This window comes from Telluria sp. RB2R28 (genome assembly GCF_059685835.1).
This window is the reverse complement of the sequence record NZ_JCASIK010000002.1, coordinates 784,623-803,823: the sequence shown is the minus strand read 5'-3', so window position 1 is coordinate 803,823 and position 19,201 is coordinate 784,623. Positions and strand designations below refer to the sequence as shown.

Below are 19,201 nucleotides of genomic sequence, written 5' to 3'. Positions count from 1 at the left end.
GTCAGTGCGCGGCGGCGGGGGCCGCCGCGACCGGCGCCGAAGCACGCTTGGCCACCTTGTCGTCACGCAGTTCTTCCGGATCGCGCAGCGGAATCATCAGGAACGCGCTGAGCGCATACAGACCGGCAAAGATCCAGATGATGCCTGCCACGCCCAGCGACGCGCTGAAGATGGCGACAATGGCCGGCCCGACCCAGGTCGAAGCACCCGCACCCAGGCTCAGCACCGACAGTGCGGCAGCGCGGTTTTTCGGCACCAGCAGCGGCATCAGTGCCGACAGGGGCACGAAGCCGCCCAGCGTCATGCCGTACATCGCACCGAACAGCGCGGCGATGTAGAAGTTACCGATGAACAGCTGCGGCATGTAGAAGAACAGCGGCGTCGTGATGGCGCTGCCGACGGCGCCCATCCAGATCACGGTGTTGCGCAGGCCGAAGCGGGTGGCCAGGCGGCTCGAGATGATGTTGCCGGCGATATTGGCGACAAAAATCACCGTCACCAGGCGCAGCCACTGCTCCAACGTGAAGCCGATCACGTCCATGAAGAAGCCCGGCAACACGATGAAGAAACCGAACATCGACGCCGTGTTGATGGTACGTACCACGCCGCTGAGCGAGGTCTTCGGCTCTTCCCACATGATCGAGACGCTGCCCATCAGTGACGTCAGCGGCTTTTCGCCAACTGGCGCCAGGCGCCTGGTGCCGGCGGCATCCTTCACGCACAGCAGGGCCAGTGCGGCGCCGGCAATCACCAGAACCAGCGAGAGCCAGAACGTGGCCAGCGCGCCGATCAGCGGTACCGAGAAACTCGCGACTAAAGCGCCGAGGGTCGGCAGGCCGGCCGCATACGCCACCCAGAACCAGCCCATCGCCAGGCCCAGTTTTTTGGCCGGCGTGGCGGCCACGATCCAGACCAGGAAGCCGTAGGCGAACAGCGGATAGCCGAAGCCGCGCAGCGCGTAGCCAGCCAGCATCATCGGATAGCTCATCTGGCCGACGCCGAACGTCAGGAACACCACCTGGAACACGACCCAGATACCGGCGCCGATCAGCATGACTTTCTTTGGACCCCAGATATTCGACAGTGCACCGGCACACCAGGAACCGATCGCCACCGTCACGCCATACACGGTAAACAGGACCGCGATATCGGCTTCGACCATGTTTTTCTGGGCCAGGTAGGGCGCCAGGTAGCCGAGCTCGACGCCATCGCCGATCATGAAGATCAGCAGGCCGACGAAGCCCCACAGCAGTGAGCGGGGAATCCCGAGCTTGTCGCATAGCCGGTCGAGGATGCCCGGTGGGGAAGAGGGAAGATGTGGCGATGCCGTTGGCATGCGGTTTGTTGTTGGAGACAAATTAGCACCTGCAAAATCGTGGCGTTCGTGAACGCGATGGGCGACCCGGAAGGGGCGAAGTGCGCGCAGCGGTGGCGCGTGGTAGGGCAGTTCCGGAGAGGAACTCAGGGCAAGGATGCCCGTGACATGCCATGGGAACGGCAAGCAACGACACGTGACCGCGCCATTGCGTGAGACCGGAGTTGATCTTGCTAAATGGTATCACATTTGCACAAATGTGTTAACTTGTTAGTGAATTTCGTGTGGATGTGCGACGTTGATGAAAGATACGATCAGGATGTAAAAAAACCGCCGTGCCCGGAGCGGGGACGGCGGTTTTGCTGGCAACAGCTGGAAGCTTAGAACTCTTCCCACTCCGCTTCATTCATCTTGGTCGTGGCGACCGGCTTGCTGGCTGATTTGGCGATCGGCTTGCTGGCTGGTTTCGCTGCCTGCTTTTCTGCCGGCTTGCTCACTGGCGCTTCGGCAGACACCGCAGCAGGCACCGCAGCAGGCGCCACAGCAGGCTTGGCCGCCGGACGCGGCACCGGCTTGCTCAGCGCCGGGCGTGCCGGTGGCGGACGCTTGACAGGCGCGCTCACCACGACCGGGGTCGTGTGCGCGGCGTCGAGCTTGAACACGTCGACGACCTGCGCCAGGCGCTTGGCCTGATCCTGCAGCGACGCGGTGGCGGCAGTGGCTTCTTCGACCAGTGCGGCGTTCTGCTGGGTGGCGTTGTCCATCTGGCCCATGGCCTGGTTGACCTGGTCGATGCCGGTGATCTGCTCCTGGCTGGCCGACGAAATCTCGCCCATGATGTCGGTCACGCGGCGGATCGAATCCACCACTTCGCGCATCGTCGCGCCGGTCTGGTCGACCAGCTTGGTGCCGGTGTCGACTTTGTCGACCGAGTCGCCGATGAGGCCCTTGATTTCCTTGGCGGCCGCCGCCGAGCGCTGCGCCAGCGTGCGCACTTCGGAGGCGACGACGGCAAAGCCGCGGCCCTGCTCGCCGGCGCGTGCTGCTTCCACGGCAGCATTCAGCGCCAGGATATTGGTCTGGAACGCGATGCCGTCGATGACGCTGATGATGTCGACGATCTTGCGCGACGACTCGTTAATCGAGCCCATCGTGGCGACGACCTGGTCGACCGAGGCGCCGGCCTGCGTCGCGACGCTCGAGGCGGCGATCGCCAACTGGTTGGCCTGGCGCGCATTGTCGGCGTTCTGGCGCACGGTGCCCGTCAGCTCTTCCATCGAGGCGGCGGTTTCTTCCAGCGCCGCGGCCTGCTGTTCGGTGCGGCTCGACAGGTCGAAGCTGCCGGCGGCGATTTCGCCCGAGGCGCCGCTGATGGTCTGGGTGCCGGTGCGCACTTCGTCGACGATCCTGGCCAGGCTGTCATTCATATTGCCCAGCGCGCGCAGCAGGGCGCCGGTTTCATCGCTGGCGCTGCTGTCGATGCGCACGGTCAGGTCGCCGGCCGCAACCTGTTCGGCAGCCTGCACGGCACGGCGCAGCGGCCCGGTGATCGAACGGGTCAGCAGCCAGGCGAAGACGCCGCCCAGCAGCAGGGCGCCGGCTGCCAGCGCGCCGATGACGACCTTGCCCCGAGCGGCGGTGCCGGCGATCATTGCAGCGCTGTCGCTGATGTGCTTTTGCTGCAGCTTGACCAGATCGTGTACGCGCTCTTCATAGGCCTTGGCGGCCGGCGTGAATTGCTGGTTCAGGATCTGCTCAGCCAGTTCGGTATTGCCATCGGACTTGGCCTTGACGGCGCCGTCACGCGCCTTGCTGTAAGCGGCGCGGTGTTCCATCACCGACTTGAACAGGGCAGTCTCCTCCTCACCACTGATCAACGGCTCGATCTTCTTGACCAGATCGGCCGACAGCTTACCGGTGGCGGCCGCGTCTTCCTTGAAGTAGGCGGTCAGCGAGCCGTCGCTGCTCTTGACGATGGCGGCGGTGCGGCGCACGGCGGCGAAAATCTGCGTGTACCACTCGGCGATCATGCGTTCTTTCGCCAGCGGCTCGGCCAGGATGATCTGCGTTTCCTGCGCGACCTGGTTCAGCCGCCAGACGCCGACGGTCGCGATAATGACCGTCATCATGAGGGTCAGTGCGAACCCTGCTGCCAGTCGCGTTCCGATATTGAGTTTGATAAAGTTGCCCATGTTTGCTCTAGGTGAAATGTCTAAGTGCGGCGGTCCGGGACCGGGGACTGCGGGAGCTGCCGACTGTCTCGACTGTTGTTGTAATTGATTTGAAATCTGAACTTGCTGCTCGTAATTATTGCTCAGTTGAAACGAAAATGCACTGAGAATGGGCGGTAATTTGTGATTTTGTGATCGGCCAGCGACAGTGCTGCCAGAGAAGTTAACGCCTTGATATGAGGCGATATTTGCCGCTTTAAGGTATAATTTCTATTTCCCGCGTGTGCCGTTCGGCACCATCAGCACAATGACCAAATTCGTATTCGTCACTGGCGGCGTCGTCTCTTCCCTGGGCAAAGGGATTGCAGCCGCCTCCCTCGCCGCAATCCTCGAGAGCCGCGGTCTCAAAGTCACCATGCTCAAGCTCGATCCGTACATCAACGTCGATCCGGGCACCATGAGTCCAACCCAGCACGGCGAAGTGTTCGTCACCGACGACGGCGCCGAGACTGACCTCGACCTTGGCCACTACGAGCGTTTCATCAGCACCCGCATGAAAAAGGTGAACAACTTCACCACGGGCCAGATCTATGAATCGGTGATTCGCAAGGAGCGTCGTGGCGAATACCTCGGCAAGACCGTGCAGGTGATCCCGCACATCACCAACGAGATCCAGGATTACATCCGCCGCGGCGCCGAAGGCGTCGACGTGGCGCTGGTCGAAATCGGCGGCACCGTGGGCGACATCGAGTCGCTGCCGTTCCTCGAAGCGGCGCGCCAGTTGTCGCTGCGTTCGGGCCGCAAGGGCGCTGCATTCGTGCACCTGACGCTTGTGCCGTTCATCGCCTCGGCCGGCGAACTCAAGACCAAGCCGACCCAGCACAGCGTGCAGAAGCTGCGCGAAATCGGCATCTCGCCCAACGCGCTGCTGTGCCGCGCCGACCGCCCGATCCCGGACGACGAGCGCGCCAAGATTTCGCTGTTCGCCAACGTGGAAGAGCAGGCCGTCATTTCGGTGTGGGACGTCGACACCATCTACAAGGTCCCGCAAGTGCTGTGTGACCAGGGCCTGGATGACATCATCCTCGAAGCGCTCGGCCTCGAAGCACCAAAAGCCGACCTGTCGATGTGGACCAAGCTGATCCACACGCTCGAGAATCCGAAGCACGAAGTCACGATCGGCATGGTCGGCAAGTACGTCGACCTGATCGAGTCGTACAAGTCGCTGACCGAAGCGCTGCGCCACGCCGGCATCCACACGGAAAGCCGCGTCAACATCGAGTACCTCGATTCCGAAGAAATCGAAACCCGCGGCTGCGACCACCTGGCCAAGTACGATGCGATCCTGGTGCCGGGCGGCTTCGGCAAGCGCGGCGTCGAAGGCAAGATCGCTGCTGCCCGCTACGCCCGCGAAAACAAGATCCCGTACCTGGGCATTTGCCTGGGCATGCAGGTCGCGCTGATCGAGTACGCACGCAATATGGCGGGCCTGGCCAACGCCAACTCGACCGAGTTCGATCCGGAAACCGACCAGCCGGTCGTCGCCCTGATCACCGAGTGGCAGAACCACGACGGCAAGGTCGAAAAGCGCGACACCAACTCGAACCTGGGCGGCACGATGCGCCTGGGCGCGCAGACCTGCGCCGTCAACCCGGGCACGCTGGCCGCTGAAATCTACGGCAACGTCGTCACCGAGCGTCACCGTCACCGCTACGAAGGCAACAACCACTACCTGCCAAAGGTCGAGGCTGCCGGCCTGACCGTGTCGGCGCGTACGCCAAACGAAGACCTGTGCGAAATCATGGAGCTGCCACGCACCGGCGCGAACTCGCACCCGTGGTATATGGGCGTGCAGTTCCACCCCGAGTTCAAGTCGACGCCGCGCAACGGTCACCCGCTGTTTACGTCGTTCATCAAGGCCGCCCTGGCGCACCAGGCATCGAACACCAATCCTGCCGCCAACGTTGAACTGGCTGCACCAGCACTCCAAGGAGACGCAGCATGAAACTCGCCGGATTCGACGTCGGCCTCGAGCACCCGATCTTTTTGATCGCCGGCACCTGCGTGATCGAATCGCGCCAGATGGCGATGGACACGGCGGGTACGCTCAAGGAAATCACCGCAGCACTGGGTATTCCGTTCATCTACAAATCGTCGTTCGACAAGGCCAATCGCTCGTCGGGCAAATCGTTCCGCGGCCCTGGCATCGAGAAGGGTCTCGAGATCCTGGCCGATGTGCGCCGCGAAATCGGCGTGCCGGTGCTGACCGACGTGCATGACGCCGAAATGATCCCGCATGTCGCGAGCATCGTCGACGTGCTGCAGACGCCGGCGTTCCTGTGCCGCCAGACCGACTTCATCAACGCCTGCGCGCGTTCGGGCAAGCCGGTCAACATCAAGAAGGGCCAGTTCCTGGCCCCGGGCGACATGAAGAACGTCATTGACAAAGCGCGCGCCGCTGCGCGCGACGCCGGCCTCGAAGAAGATAACTTCATGGCCTGCGAACGTGGCGCCTCGTTCGGCTACAACAACCTGGTGTCGGACATGCGTGGCCTGGCCATCATGCGCGAATCGAACTGCCCGGTGGTGTTCGATGCGACCCACTCGGTGCAGCTGCCAGGCGGGCAGGGCACGTCGTCGGGCGGCCAGCGCGAGCACATCCCTGTGCTGTCGCGCGCCGCCGTGGCGTCGGGCATCGCCGGCCTGTTCATGGAAACGCACCCGGATCCGGCCAATGCGATGTCGGATGGGCCGAATGCAGTGCCACTGGCGCGCATGAAAGAGCTCCTGACGACGCTGGTCGAGATCGATCGCGTCGTCAAGAAGTCGCCGTTCCTGGAATTCGACTTCAAGTAACCGTTCAGGTTTGGATGCACCGTGTTGCGGGTATCCCTGAGGGACCCGCAACACGGTGGTCCCCCAAGATTACCTACCTTCTGGAGACTGAGAAACATGAGTGCTATTGTTGATATCATCGGCCGCGAAATCCTGGATTCCCGCGGTAACCCTACCGTCGAATGCGACGTCCTGCTCGAATCGGGCGTGATGGGCCGCGCGGCAGTGCCGTCGGGCGCATCGACCGGCTCGCGCGAAGCGATCGAACTGCGTGACGGCGATCCGAAGCGCTACTTCGGCAAAGGCGTGCTGCAAGCCTGCGAAAATATCAACACCGAGATCTCCGAAGCGATCATGGGCCTGGACGCGAACGAGCAAGCGTTCCTCGACCGCACCCTGATCGATCTCGACGGCACCGAAAACAAGAGCCGCCTGGGCGCCAACGCCATGCTGGCCGTGTCGATGGCCGTGGCCAAGGCCGCTGCCGAAGAAGCGGGCCTGCCGCTGTACCGCTACTTCGGCGGTTCGGGCGCAATGCAGATGCCGGTACCGATGATGAACGTCATCAACGGTGGCGCGCACGCCGACAACAACCTGGATATCCAGGAGTTCATGATCATCCCGGTGGGCGCCCCATCGTTCAAGGAAGCCATCCGCTACGGCGCCGAGGTGTTCCACACGCTCAAAAAAATCCTGCACGCACGCGGCCTGAACACGGCAGTCGGCGATGAAGGCGGTTTCGCCCCGTCGGTGGCCAACCATGAAGAAGCCATCAAGCTGATCATGGAAGCGATCGAGCAGGCCGGCTACGTCGCCGGCCAGGACATCGCGCTGGGCCTCGATTGCGCCGCCAGCGAATTCTATAAAGATGGGCGTTACGTGCTCGAAGGCGAAGGCGGCCTGAGCCTGTCGGCAGCCGACTTCACCAACATGCTCGCGACCTGGTGCGACAAGTACCCAATTATCTCGATCGAAGACGCGATGCACGAAGGCGACTGGGAAGGCTGGGCCACGCTGACCGCCGCACTGGGCAAGAAGGTTCAACTGGTGGGCGACGACCTGTTCGTCACCAACACCAAGATCCTGAAAGAGGGCATCCAGAAGGGCATCGCCAACTCGATCCTCATCAAGATCAACCAGATCGGCACGCTGACCGAAACGTTTGCCGCCATCGAAATGGCCAAGCGCGCCGGCTACACCGCCGTGATCTCGCACCGCTCGGGTGAAACCGAAGATTCGACCATCGCCGATATCGCAGTGGGCCTGAACGCGCTGCAGATCAAGACCGGTTCGCTGTCGCGTTCGGACCGCATGGCCAAGTACAACCAGTTGCTGCGCATCGAGGAAGACCTGGGCGACATCGCCAGCTACCCGGGCCGTGACGCGTTCTACAACCTGAAGTAATCCCCTGGAGCCGGCGCGCGGGATGGGATCATCCCACCCGCGCGTCGGCTTTTTCATCTCCTTCGTTTCTCACCATGCGCTTGATCACGATTGTCCTGGCTGCGCTGCTCGTGCTGATCCAGTATCCCCTCTGGCTTGGCAAGGGCGGCTGGCTGTCCGTGGCCGACATGCAGAACCAGGTTGAAACCACGCGCATCAAGACCGAGCAGCTCGCCGCGCGCAACAGCAAGCTCGACTCTGAAGTCGATGACCTGACCGAAGGCACGGGCGCTGTCGAAGAGCGTGCGCGCTACGACCTGGGCATGATCAAGCAGAACGAGATTTTCGTGCAGGTGCTGCGCAAGAATGAAATCCCGGTCGAATCGATGACCGTGCCGCCACCACCGCCACCGCCGAAACCGGGCGCCAAGCCCACCGGCGCTGCCGCACACTGAACCAACTATCATGACCGAAGACACTACCCCGATCGATCCCGCCAGCCTCGATTCGCTCGACGCGATCGCAGACTGCCTGGCCGAAGCGTTCGAAGATGGCGATGGCGCCGTAATTACCGCCGCCTTGCAGGCAGTGGCGCAAGCGCCAGCCCTGGGCGAACTGGCTGCCAGCGTGGGCATGCCGCGCGACGCGCTGCAGGCGGCGATGACGGCAGGGGAGTTCGACATGGATCTCACGCTCGAGATCATGAAGGTCGTCGACCTGCACATGAGTGGCGGGAAGTAAGACTGACGACGTGCCCCGCGTCTCTTCACCCCATAGATAAAAACGTCGTTCCCGCTTTCGCTGGAACGACGTTTCGACGCTAATCAATTAGCGATACAGCGGCCCATGAAGGGCCGCAGTGGTTCTTACTCTTTCGACTGCGACGATGCGTCGCCCTGCTCGTGGCCGGCGCCTTGCTCCAGGAATGCGCGCAGCATCCATGCATTTTTCTCGTGCACTTCCATGCGGGTCGACAGCATGTCGGCGGTCGGGAAATCGTCGATTTCGTCAGCGATACGCACGGCGGCGCGCGCGGTGCGGATCACGGCTTCCTGGCCTTCGACCAGTTGACGGATCATCTCTTTGGCCGACGGCACGTCGGTTTCTTCGGTGATGGTCGACAGTTCCACATAACGCTTGTAGGTGCCTGGTGCGAAGTGGCCCAGTGCGCGGATACGCTCGGCGATATCGTCCAGTGCGGTCCACAGCTCGGTGTACTGCTCCTGGAACATCACGTGCAGGGTCTGGAACATCGGACCGGTCACGTTCCAGTGGAAGTTGTGGGTCTTCAGGTACAGCATGTAGCTGTCGGCCAGAACGGTCGAGAGCGATTCGACGATTTTTGCGCGGTCTTCGGTGTTGATGCCAATATCGATGTTCATGTGTATTTCTCCATTAGTCAGTGATATTCATGTGGTGCCACTGTCTGAAAATGCAACAGTATCAAACAGGCATCAGCTTACCACCATGGCTGAATCGCCGCAGGACGGTACGAGGTGTGTGACGAAGGGTGAGAATTGGCGCGCACCCGTCGCGTAGACTGATTTATTTCCGATAACAAAGGTCATCACATGACGTCGCAACGCGCGGTAGTGGCACTGGTCCTGGTACTTTCCGGCCCGGCATGGGCGCAGGTAACGCCACCCGAAGCCAGCATGCAAACAAAGGTCGAAGTCAGCGGCGTCAAGGATCCCGAGCTACGCCCCTACCGCATCATGTCGCGTGGGCTGGACGCGTTCGACAAGCACCATGGCCTCGCGCCCAGCGCCAGTCTGCGCTTTGAATTGAAGAATGAAGATGGCACGACCCGGTCGCCGGACGGCCTCGCCCTGCGCCTGTCCGGTGATACGGTGGACCTCCCGCTCGCGCTCGACAACGATGCGACGTTCATTTTGCCGCGTAGCCAGGAAGCATTCGACGACAATGCCGACCTGGTTTTGAACCGTAAAAAATCACGGATGCGCTGGCGTCCGCGTGTGCGCAGCCCCGGCGTGCCGGACAACTCGCGCCGGCTGGGCGACATGCGGCTCGAATGCGAAGTGGCATGGGCGGTGATGAAGGACGAGATCGGTATTGTGATGCGCAGCGCCATGGCAGTGGTCGGCGGAATGTGTCATGCGCCGATGACGGCGCTGTACTATCGCGCGCCGAAGCGGCTCGAGGCGGTGCGCCTGACATCCGGCGAGCGCAGCAGGCTACTGACGCTGAGCGAAGATCATCACAGCTTTATCGTTCCAGTGCGCAGCAAGGAGTGGGACAACGACAGCCTGATCACCTACGAATTCGCAACCGATGCGCAGCAGGTTGCGCCACTGCAGGCTGCTACAAAAGAACAGGGCGCCGAAGCGCCCTGAATAGTCCGGCAGTGCCGGCGCAAAGCCGGCCTGTCGACAATCTGGTGAGTTGTATTAGTGCGTGCTTCCGCTCGGCGGAATCAGCGTCTGGGCTGCAGTATCGACGGCAAACAGCTGAGCGCAATCGACCTTGTCGAACGAATAATGCTTGCCGCAGAAATCGCAGTTGATGCCCAGCTCGCCCAGCTCGTCCAGCGCCGTTTCGACCTCCTGCTGACCCAGCATCTTGAGCATGTTGCCGACCTTTTCGCGGTTGCAGCTGCAGTGGAATTGCGGGTGCATCGGATCGAACACGCGGATCGTCTCTTCCCAGAACAGGCGGTGCAGCAGCGTCGAGATGTCGGTCGACAGCAGCTCTTCGTGCTTGAGCGTGCCGCCCAGCGCCGCAGCGCGGTTCCAGGTTTCCAGGTCTTCTGCCTCGGAGGCCTGCTTGGTCTGGTCTTCGCCACCGCTGTGACGCGGCAGCTTTTGCAGCAGCATGCCGCGCGCGACCTTGTCGTCGGCGGCAACCCACAAGCGCGTGTCGAGCTGCTCCGAACGCAGCATGTAGTTTTCGATGACCGTGGCGACGTCGTCGCCGTCCAGCGGCACGATGCCCTGGTACGGCTGCTGGCCCGGCATCTTTTCGAGCGGGTCGAGCGTGATCACGAAGCGGCCCGTGCCCTGTACATTGACCAGCTGGCCGAGCGTGGCGTCGTCGGTGACGTCGACGTCCGGCGCCAGCTTGGCCGTGGCGCGCATGCGCAGGTCGGCGTCGCATTCGACGACGAGCAGGCGCACCGGGCCGTCGCCGTGGATCTGCATCACAATCGAGCCGTTGAACTTGAGGTTGGCCGACAGCAGGGCGCAGGCAGCCACCATCTCGCCCAGCACCGAGCGCACCGCTTTCGGGTAGCCGTGGCGCGCCTGGATCTCGCGCCAGGTGTCGGAAATTTCGACCAGCTCGCCGCGCACGGCGGCGTTGTCGAAGATGAATTTTTGCAGCGTGTCGCCGGTGGTGCGCGTGATGTCAAGCGTGGTGTCTGGTGTCGTCATTCTTTATCCGATTCTCTTTAGCTGTGTATTGAATAGCTGGCCTCGCGCGACATAACTCGCGGCATTGCCCTGCAGGCGCAGCAGGTCTTCTTGTGTCAGTGTCCGCACCACTTTCGCGGGCGAACCCAGGATCAGTGAGTGATCGGGAAATGTCTTGTTCTCGGTGACCAGCGCGCCGGCGCCGACCAGGCAACCCTTGCCGATGCGGGCGCCGTTCAGGATCACCGCACCGATGCCGATCAGCGAGCCGTCGCCGACCGTGCAACCATGCAGCATGGCCTGGTGGCCGATCGTCACGCCCTGGCCGATGTCGAGCGGATAGCCCATATCGGTGTGCATCACGGTGCCTTCCTGCACATTGCTGTTTTCGCCAATGGTGATGCGTTCGTTGTCGCCCCGCAGCGTGGCCCCGAACCACACCGACGTGTTGGCCGCCAGCGTGACCTTGCCGATCAGCGTGGCCGAATCGGCGACAAACGCCGACGGATCGATCTCGGGTGCATGTTCGCCCAGCTGGTAAATGGCCATGGATGCGCTCGCAGAAGGTTGGAATGGCGCTATTTTACCGCCCCATGCCCCGGGCAGCGCCGGCTTCGCCATCGCCCGAAGACCGGCAGATGGGGCCACGCTACGCGAATTCAACGGGCCGGCGATATAATTGCCTGAACGATCGTACTTTTTTCGAGGCCTCATGAAACTTTCACGTTCAGAATTTGTCACCGTGCGCGGCCTGCGCCTTCACGTGCGCCATTGGGGGAACGAGGGCGCGCCCAAGCTGTTCATGCTGCACGGCTGGATGGACGTGGCCGCCTCGTTCCAGTTCGTCGTCGATGCCCTGGAGGGCGACTGGCACGTGATTGCACCCGACTGGCGCGGCTTCGGGCACAGCGACCGTTCGGGCGCCGATACCTACTGGTTCCCGGATTACGTGGCCGACCTCGATGCGCTGCTCGACCGGTTTGCCCCGGACGAGGCCGTGAACCTGCTGGGCCACAGCATGGGCGGCAATATCGCTGGGCTGTACGCCGGTGTGCGGCCCCACCGCGTGGGCAAACTGATCAATCTGGAAGGCTTTGGTCTGCCGGGCACGAAAGCGGCGCAGTATCCGAAACGGCTGGCCAACTGGCTCGACGAATTGCGCGCGCCACCCGAAATGCGCGGCTATGCCAGCCTGGACGAGGTGGCGGCGCGCCTGCGCAAGACCAATCCGCGCCTGTCGTATGAGCGCTCGAGCTTTCTCGCTGCGCACTGGTCCGAGCAGGACCGCGACGGCCAGTGGCGCATCCTGGGCGATCCGGCGCACAAGATGACGGGGCCGCTGCTGTACCACGTCGACGAAATGATGGCGGCGTGGTCGGCCATCACGGCGCCCGTGCTGTGGGTCGAGGCCGAGGACACGGATATGTGGCGCTGGATGGGCGCGAAGGAGCAGGCGCGCGCCGAAGTCGACCGCCGCATGGGCTATCTGAAGGATGTCACGGCGCGCATGATGCCGCAGGCAGGGCATATGTTGCATCACGACCAGCCGGAATTGCTGGCGCGCATGATCGAAGACTTCCTCGCTGCACCGGTGGTTTGATCCGCGTACAATGGAGCGTCCATCCCGCCTGCTGAAAATCCCATGCTGAAAGTCGACCTGCACTGCCATTCCAATGTTTCCGACGGCGTTCTCGCGCCAGCGGACGTGGCCGCTTACGCCGGCAAGAGTGGCGTGAATGTATGGGCACTGACCGACCATGACGAAATCAGCGGCGTGAAGGCAGCGCGCCTGGCGGCGACGGCGCTGGGCATGCGTTTCGTGGCGGGCGTCGAGATTTCGGTGACCTGGGCCAACGAGACAGTCCACGTCGTCGGCCTGCAGGTCGATGAAAACAACCCTGCGCTGATCGCCGGTCTGGCGGCAACCCGTAACGGGCGCGAAAAACGGGCCCGCGAAATGGCGGCGCAGCTCGAACAGGCCGGCATTCCCACACCGTATGAAGGCGCGCTGCGCTATGTCGCCAATCCCGACCTGATGTCGCGCACCCACTTTGCGCGCTACCTGTGCGAGATCGGCGTCTGCACGACGACCTCCGACGTGTTTCGCCGCTTCCTGACCGAAGGCAAGCCGGGCTATGTGCCGCATCGCTGGGCCACGCTCGGCGAAGCAATGGGCTGGATTCAAGGTGCGGGCGGCATCGCCGTCATTGCACACCCGGGGCGCTACCGCTTCAGCGACACGGCCCAGGGCGCGCTGTTTGATGAGTTCCGTCAGTTGGGCGGCACCGCCATTGAAGTCGTTACCGGCAGCCACACGCCGGACCAGTACGGCACCTACGCCGAAGTCGCGCGCCGTTATGGTTTTCTTGCCTCGCGCGGCACCGACTTCCACGCACCCGGCGAATCGCGGGTCGAGTTCGCCGAACTGCCGCCACTGCCATCCGGCGTGACGCCGGTCTGGCACGACTGGTTCTAACACTCTCTTGCGTCTGACTGTACGGCCGCCGCTTCTGCGGCTGGCCGCGTTACGCCTGTTGCTTTCCCTTTTTTTATAAAGAATTTGCCCATCAGCTCTTGTAAAAGGCGATTTATACTCCAATTGGAGTATATGCAGCGTATGGAGAGCACGATGAAAGCAGTTTTACCCCAACAGAAACTCCCTGATAGCGACAAGGTTACGGTCAACGTCGGCCTGGTCGACCTGGCCCAGGTCGACCTGCTCGTCGAGGAAGGGTTCTATTCGAACCGTACCGATCTGGTGCGCACGGCCATTCGCAACCTGCTCACGCAGCATGCCGACGTGATCCGCCAGACCATCGTGCGCAAGCGCTATGTGATGGGCCTGTACCGCTACTCGGTGCAGGAACTCGAACAACTGGTGGCAGAGGGCCAGCAACTGGACATCCATGTGCTGGGCCTCGCGGTCATCGAAGACAACGTATCACCTGAACTTGCCCGGAATGCGATCGCTTCGATCCAGGTCCTGGGCGCATTCGTTGCATCACCTGCCGTGCGCGCCGCGCTGGCAGATCGCACCCTTACCTAGACTGGAACGCTATGAAATCGCTCGACCAATTCATGAACAAGATGATGGCCTCTGCCCGCCTCGTGCAGAACAAGGATGTGGCCTCGGCCACCGCCACGATCCAGCAGGCGCTGGCGCAAGCCGGCCTGATGCCGGGGCAGGGGCAGGGCGCCGCGCCCGCCAGCAAGGACGCCACGGCTTTTGTGGACATCAACCCGGCGCCCGATTGGCAAGCCCAGCTGCGCAAGGGCCAGGCGGCCATGCGCGCCGCCGGCGTCGGCGTCGGTGTAGGCATTGGCATGCCTCAAGATGACGATGTGGCGGTCATGGACGACGTCGCCGGTGGCACCTTCACGGCAGGCGTCTTTTCAAACGCCGCCGGCCGCCGCCGCTACAAGCTGTACATCCCGTCGCAGCCGGCGACCGCGCCGCGCCCGCTGATCGTCATGCTGCATGGCTGCACGCAGAATCCCGACGATTTCGCGCTCGGCACCGGCATGAATCGCCTGGCCGAAGAAGCCAACTGCCTCGTTCTGTATCCGGAGCAGGACAGCGCGTCGAACCGCACGCAGTGCTGGAACTGGTTCGAGTCAGGCCACCAGGCGCGCGATGCGGGCGAGCCGGGCATCATCGCCGGGCTGACGCGCCAGATTGTCAAGGAGCACGGCGCCGATCCGGCGCAGGTGTTCGTGGCCGGCATGTCGGCGGGCGGGGCGATGGCGGCGGTACTGGGCGCCGAGTACCCTGACCTGTTCGCGGCAGTGGGCGTGCACTCCGGCCTGCCGGCCGGCAGCGGGCGCGACATGATCACCGGCTTGCAGGCCATGAAGAAGCCGGCCAAGGGGCGCACCTTGCGCGAAGCGGTGCCCGTCATCGTGTTCCATGGCAGCACCGATCACGTGGTAACGCCGGCCAATGGCGACGCCGTGCTGCAACAGTATGTGGGCGCTCACGCCGGCCTGCACGCCGCGCCACTGAGCGTGCGTCACGACGATGCAGCCCATGGCGGGCGCCGTTGCCGCCGCAGTACCTGGCGTGATGACGCGGGCCGGGCCATGGCGGAGCAGTGGGTCGTGCAGGGAGCGGGCCACGCCTGGGCCGGCGGCAATGCGGCGGGATCGCACACCGATGCAGCAGGGCCATCCGCTTCGAAGGAAATGCTGCGGTTTTTCCTGGGCACGAAGCGCTGATGAAGGGGGCATGCAGTCTGTGCCCTTGAATTTTCCAGCAAGCAGCCCAATATTGGCATCTTGTCATCAATCAGGAGTTGTCTGCCATGAAGCGCATTGTTCTTTTCCTCGCCACCAATCTTGCCGTCGTTCTGGTGCTGACGCTGGTCATGAACGTGTTCGGTCTTGGCCGCGCCGTTTCGGCGCAGGGCATCGACTTCACGACGCTCGCCGTGACATCGCTCGTCATCGGCTTCACGGGCTCGTTCATTTCGCTCCTGATGAGCAAACCGATGGCCAAATGGTCGACCGGCGCGCGCGTGATCGAGCAACCGGCGAACTCCACCGAGCAATGGCTGGTGGACACCGTACGCCGCCTCTCTGAGCGCGCCGGCATCGGCATGCCCGAGGTTGCCGTCTACGATGGCGAGCCGAATGCATTTGCCACCGGCGCCTTCAAGAATTCGGCACTGGTCGCCGTCTCTACCGGCCTGCTGCAGAGCATGAACCAGGATGAAGTCGAGGCTGTCCTGGGCCACGAGGTTGCCCACATCGCCAATGGCGACATGGTCACGCTGACGCTGATCCAGGGTGTGGTCAATACCTTCGTCGTGTTCTTCGCGCGCGTGGTCGGCTTCTTTGTCGACAAGCTGCTGTTCCGTAAAGAGGGCGACGCGCCCGGCATTGGCTACTTTCTGACCGTGATGGTCTGCGAAGTCCTGTTCGGTCTGCTCGCCTCGATCATCGTGGCCTGGTTCTCGCGCCAGCGCGAATTCCGCGCCGACGCCGGCGCCGCCAAACTGATGGGCAGCCCGGTACCGATGCAGCACGCGCTGGCCCGCCTTGGCGGCTTCGCGCCGGGTGCGCTGCCGAAAGCGATGTCGGCGTCGGGCATCTCCGGCAGCGGCGGGGGCTGGGGCGCGCTGTTCTCGACCCACCCGCCGATGGAGCAGCGTATTGCCGCACTCCAGTCGCTGCGCTAACCAATAACAAGGACACCATCCATGGGCCAGTTTTTCCAGATCCACCCTGAAAACCCGCAAGCGCGCCTGATCAAGCAGGCTGCGCAGATCGTCAGCGCCGGCGGCATCGTCGCGCTGCCGACCGATTCCGCATACGCCCTTGTCTGCCGGCTGGACGACAAGAACGCGGTCGAGAAGCTGCGCCGCATCCGTGGCGTCGATGACAAGCACCACCTGACGCTGCTGGTGCGCGACCTGTCCGAGGTGGCGCAGTACGCGCGCGTGGACAACACGCAATACCGCCTGCTCAAGGCGACGATGCCAGGCCCGTATACGGTGATCCTGGAAGCCACGCGCGAGCTGCCGCGGCGCCTGTCGCACCCGTCGCGCAAGACGATTGGCCTGCGCGTGCCCGAAAACCGCATCACGCTGGCGCTGCTCGAAGAGCTGGGCGAGCCGCTGATCGGTACCACGCTGCAGCTGCCGGGCGACGAGTACATGCTGTCGGATCCCGATGAAGTGCGCGAGCGCCTCGAGAAACAGATCGAACTGATCATTGATGGCGGCGCCGGCATGCTGGAGGCCACCACCGTGATCGACCTGACCGGCCCTGAGCCGGTGCTGATCCGCGAGGGCAGGGGCGACCCGGCGGCATTCGGCCTGTAGGCCATGCCGGGGTGTGCCGGCATCGTGCTGTTCACCGCCCCGTCTTAAGAATTGCCTGGGGTAATTGCGTGCCGGGGTCTGATAGAATCCCGTCATGGAAGAATCGATTCGCACCATCGCGGTCTACGCACTGCCCGTCCTTTTCGCAATTACCCTTCAGGAAGCTGCGCGCGGCTATGCCGCACGGTATTTCGGCGACAATACTGCCCACGCAGAGGGGCGCCTGAGCCTCAATCCGCTGATGCACATCGACATCTGGGGCACGATCGTGATCCCGATCGTCCTGTTCATGCTGAGCGGCTTCGTGTTCGGGTATGCCAAACCGATCTCGGTCGACTATGGCCGCCTGCGCAATCCAAAGCGTGACATGGCCTGGGTGGCGCTGGCTGGTCCTGCCGCCAACTTCATCATGGCCGTGCTCTGGCTGATCCTGGGCGCGCTGCTGGTGTTCTTCCAGGTCGGCGAAGAGTTCCCGAACCGGGTTGCCCAGGCGGGTATTCTCACGAACCTCCTGATCATGGCGTTCAACCTTCTGCCGATCCCGCCGTTCAGTGGCGGCCAGGTCCTCATCAGCGTGTTGCCGCACCGCGCGGCCTACGCCTTTGCCCGCATCGAGCCGTATGGCTTCTTCATCGTGCTGGGACTGGCACTGCTCGGCGTGATGAAATATTGGCTTGCGCCCGTGATGACGGTGGGTGGCTACCTGGTCCAGTTGGCTGCCACGCCATTCACGTTCTTCCTGCTCTGAGCCGATGACCACTGGCACGCACATGGCGGCCTTGCCCGCGTCGCCCTGGGTAGCGCGCTTCGCGCCGCTGGTCCGGTCAGGCGAGGCGCTTGACCTGGCCTGCGGTAGCGGGCGCCACACGCGCCTGCTCGCGGCGCAAGGCTTGCAGGTGCTGGCCGTCGATCGCAATCCGGCGGCGCTGGCCGCCAGCGCGGGCGAGGGCGTGACGACACTGGCCTGCGATCTTGAGGCCGATGGTGCAAGCTGGCCATTCGAAGCTGGGCGCTTTGCCGTCATCGTCGTCACCAATTATCTGCACCGGCCGCTGTTTGCGCAGATCGCGGCCAGCCTGCGGCCCGACGGGATCCTGATCTACGAAACCTTCGCGCAAGGTAACGAGGCGTATGGCAAACCGTCGAATCCGGCGTTCCTGCTTGCGCCAGGCGAACTGCTGGCGCTGGCCCACGATGGCGGCCTGCAGGTGCTGGCGTACGAGGACGGCCACGTTGAGCGGCCCCATCCGGCGCAGGTGCAGCGCCTGTGCGCCGCCGGCCATGCGTACCGCAAAACCGAGGCCTGGCTCGACCATATTGTGGTCAGGAATGAACCATAGGAGCGGGCTATCCGCTACAATCAGATTTTTAAATGAATGGCACGGTCCAAAGATTATGATTAAGGGCAGTATCGTAGCAATCGTCACCCCGATGTTCGAAGATGGCACCGTCGATCGCGATTCCCTGCGCGCGTTGATCGACTGGCACATCGCCGAAGGTACCGACGCGATCGTCATCGTGGGCACGACCGGCGAATCGGCGACCCTGTCGCCGGAAGAGCATTGCGAACTCGTCAAGCTGGCCGTCGACCATGTCGCCGGGCGCATCCCTGTCATCGCCGGCACCGGCGGCAATTCGACCGTGGAAGCCATCGCGCTGACCCGTCACGCGAAGAGCGTCGGCGCGGACGCGTCCCTGCAGGTCGTGCCGTACTACAACCGGCCGACGCAAGAGGGCATGTACCGCCACTTCCGCACGATCGCCGAAGCGGTCGACCTGCCGATCATCCTGTACAACGTGCCGGGCCGTACCGTGGCCGACATGGCCAACGAGACGGTCGCGCGCCTGGCGCCGATCGAGAACATCGTCGGCATCAAGGACGCCACCGGCAATATCGGGCGCGGCATCGAACTCCTGAAGATGGTCGACAAGTCCTTCGCCGTGTATTCGGGTGATGATCCGACTGCGATGGCGCTGATGTTCTGTGGCGGCGCCGGCAATATTTCGGTGACCGCCAACGTGGCGCCGCGCGCAATGCACGAGCTGTGCGTGGCTGCCATGAACGGCGACATCGCGCGCGCGCTCGAGATCAACAACCGCGTGCTCGGTCTGCACGCCAGGCTGTTCGTCGAACCGAATCCGGTGCCCGTCAAATGGGCGCTGGCCGAGATGGGCAAGATGCCGGCGGGCTTGCGCCTGCCGCTCGCGCCGCTGTCCTCCCAATACCACGAGATCGTACGTGCCGCCCTGGTGGAAGCCGGCGTTCATTCCCCGTCCTGAATCCGCAAGGGTTCGGGTTACTGACCT

20 protein-coding genes are annotated in these 19,201 nt (G+C 63.1%); 15 read left to right on the top strand and 5 right to left on the bottom strand.

Translation table 11 applies throughout. The features are described from left to right. Position 1: 1 nt before the first annotated feature. Positions 2 to 1,336, bottom strand: a complete 1,335-nt coding sequence (locus tag AC56LV_RS11180) for an MFS transporter (protein WP_499557628.1) — start codon at positions 1,334 to 1,336, stop codon at positions 2 to 4. A gap of 359 nt (positions 1,337 to 1,695) precedes the next feature. Continuing rightward, entirely contained in the window at positions 1,696 to 3,507 is a 1,812-nt protein-coding gene (locus AC56LV_RS11175) for a methyl-accepting chemotaxis protein (protein ID WP_499557626.1), read from the bottom strand. A 286-nt stretch (positions 3,508 to 3,793) separates the two neighbouring features. On the opposite strand from AC56LV_RS11175, the gene pyrG reads away from it, so the two are divergent. From pyrG to AC56LV_RS11150, 5 genes are all read left to right on the top strand, one after another. Next, entirely contained in the window at positions 3,794 to 5,491 is a 1,698-nt protein-coding gene (gene pyrG / locus AC56LV_RS11170) for a CTP synthase (protein ID WP_499557625.1), read from the top strand. Then, entirely contained in the window at positions 5,488 to 6,342 is an 855-nt protein-coding gene (gene kdsA, locus AC56LV_RS11165) for a 3-deoxy-8-phosphooctulonate synthase (protein WP_183555582.1), read from the top strand. The genes pyrG and kdsA overlap by 4 nt, the downstream gene beginning before the upstream one ends. A 96-nt stretch (positions 6,343 to 6,438) precedes the next feature. Beyond that, a complete protein-coding gene (eno, locus tag AC56LV_RS11160; protein ID WP_367610692.1) occupies positions 6,439 to 7,725 on the top strand; it encodes a phosphopyruvate hydratase in 1,287 nt (428 codons plus the stop codon). 74 nt (positions 7,726 to 7,799) lie between these two features. Further along, positions 7,800 to 8,159 (top strand): cell division protein FtsB, encoded by a 360-nt coding sequence (gene ftsB, locus AC56LV_RS11155; protein ID WP_183555580.1) that lies wholly within the window; start codon positions 7,800 to 7,802, stop codon positions 8,157 to 8,159. Between the two features lie 10 nt (positions 8,160 to 8,169). Next, complete coding sequence (locus tag AC56LV_RS11150) at positions 8,170 to 8,445, top strand: helix-turn-helix domain-containing transcriptional regulator (protein WP_499557623.1); 276 nt, start codon at positions 8,170 to 8,172, stop codon at positions 8,443 to 8,445. A 125-nt stretch (positions 8,446 to 8,570) separates the two neighbouring features. Here AC56LV_RS11150 and AC56LV_RS11145 read toward each other — a convergent pair whose 3' ends face one another. Next, positions 8,571 to 9,086 (bottom strand): Dps family protein, encoded by a 516-nt coding sequence (locus AC56LV_RS11145; RefSeq protein ID WP_183555578.1) that lies wholly within the window; start codon positions 9,084 to 9,086, stop codon positions 8,571 to 8,573. A gap of 189 nt (positions 9,087 to 9,275) precedes the next feature. Here AC56LV_RS11145 and AC56LV_RS11140 point away from each other — a divergent pair, with 189 nt between their 5' ends. After that, positions 9,276 to 10,058 carry a hypothetical protein gene (locus tag AC56LV_RS11140; RefSeq protein ID WP_499557621.1) on the top strand — a complete coding sequence of 261 codons (783 nt, stop codon included), beginning with the start codon at positions 9,276 to 9,278 and terminating at the stop codon, positions 10,056 to 10,058. Between the two features lie 54 nt (positions 10,059 to 10,112). On the opposite strand, the gene hslO is transcribed toward AC56LV_RS11140, so the two are convergent. Next, positions 10,113 to 11,093 carry an Hsp33 family molecular chaperone HslO gene (hslO, locus tag AC56LV_RS11135; protein ID WP_499503305.1) on the bottom strand — a complete coding sequence of 327 codons (981 nt, stop codon included), beginning with the start codon at positions 11,091 to 11,093 and terminating at the stop codon, positions 10,113 to 10,115. A gap of 3 nt (positions 11,094 to 11,096) precedes the next feature. Next, positions 11,097 to 11,621 (bottom strand): gamma carbonic anhydrase family protein, encoded by a 525-nt coding sequence (locus tag AC56LV_RS11130; protein WP_183555575.1) that lies wholly within the window; start codon positions 11,619 to 11,621, stop codon positions 11,097 to 11,099. Between the two features lie 163 nt (positions 11,622 to 11,784). Here AC56LV_RS11130 and AC56LV_RS11125 point away from each other — a divergent pair, with 163 nt between their 5' ends. From AC56LV_RS11125 to dapA, 9 genes are all read left to right on the top strand, one after another. Further along, the gene (locus tag AC56LV_RS11125) at positions 11,785 to 12,672 is read left to right on the top strand and encodes an alpha/beta fold hydrolase (protein WP_499557619.1); all 888 of its coding nucleotides are present in this window, start codon (positions 11,785 to 11,787) and stop codon (positions 12,670 to 12,672) included. A 42-nt stretch (positions 12,673 to 12,714) separates the two neighbouring features. Further along, a complete protein-coding gene (locus AC56LV_RS11120; RefSeq protein ID WP_499557617.1) occupies positions 12,715 to 13,548 on the top strand; it encodes a 3',5'-nucleoside bisphosphate phosphatase in 834 nt (277 codons plus the stop codon). 153 nt (positions 13,549 to 13,701) lie between these two features. Next, positions 13,702 to 14,118 carry a ribbon-helix-helix domain-containing protein gene (locus tag AC56LV_RS11115; protein ID WP_229424778.1) on the top strand — a complete coding sequence of 139 codons (417 nt, stop codon included), beginning with the start codon at positions 13,702 to 13,704 and terminating at the stop codon, positions 14,116 to 14,118. 11 nt (positions 14,119 to 14,129) lie between these two features. Then, on the top strand, positions 14,130 to 15,287 hold the full coding sequence (locus AC56LV_RS11110) for an extracellular catalytic domain type 1 short-chain-length polyhydroxyalkanoate depolymerase (protein WP_499557615.1): 1,158 nt from the start codon (positions 14,130 to 14,132) through the stop codon (positions 15,285 to 15,287). An 86-nt stretch (positions 15,288 to 15,373) separates the two neighbouring features. Continuing rightward, a complete protein-coding gene (gene htpX, locus AC56LV_RS11105; RefSeq protein ID WP_499557613.1) occupies positions 15,374 to 16,249 on the top strand; it encodes a protease HtpX in 876 nt (291 codons plus the stop codon). Between the two features lie 21 nt (positions 16,250 to 16,270). Continuing rightward, the gene (locus AC56LV_RS11100; protein ID WP_499557611.1) at positions 16,271 to 16,894 is read left to right on the top strand and encodes an L-threonylcarbamoyladenylate synthase; all 624 of its coding nucleotides are present in this window, start codon (positions 16,271 to 16,273) and stop codon (positions 16,892 to 16,894) included. A gap of 94 nt (positions 16,895 to 16,988) precedes the next feature. Further along, the gene (locus AC56LV_RS11095; protein ID WP_499557610.1) at positions 16,989 to 17,642 is read left to right on the top strand and encodes a site-2 protease family protein; all 654 of its coding nucleotides are present in this window, start codon (positions 16,989 to 16,991) and stop codon (positions 17,640 to 17,642) included. 4 nt (positions 17,643 to 17,646) lie between these two features. Next, positions 17,647 to 18,234, top strand: a complete 588-nt coding sequence (locus AC56LV_RS11090) for a class I SAM-dependent methyltransferase (protein ID WP_499557608.1) — start codon at positions 17,647 to 17,649, stop codon at positions 18,232 to 18,234. A 55-nt stretch (positions 18,235 to 18,289) separates the two neighbouring features. Further along, positions 18,290 to 19,174, top strand: a complete 885-nt coding sequence (gene dapA, locus AC56LV_RS11085) for a 4-hydroxy-tetrahydrodipicolinate synthase (protein WP_499557606.1) — start codon at positions 18,290 to 18,292, stop codon at positions 19,172 to 19,174. Positions 19,175 to 19,201 lie beyond the last annotated feature (27 nt).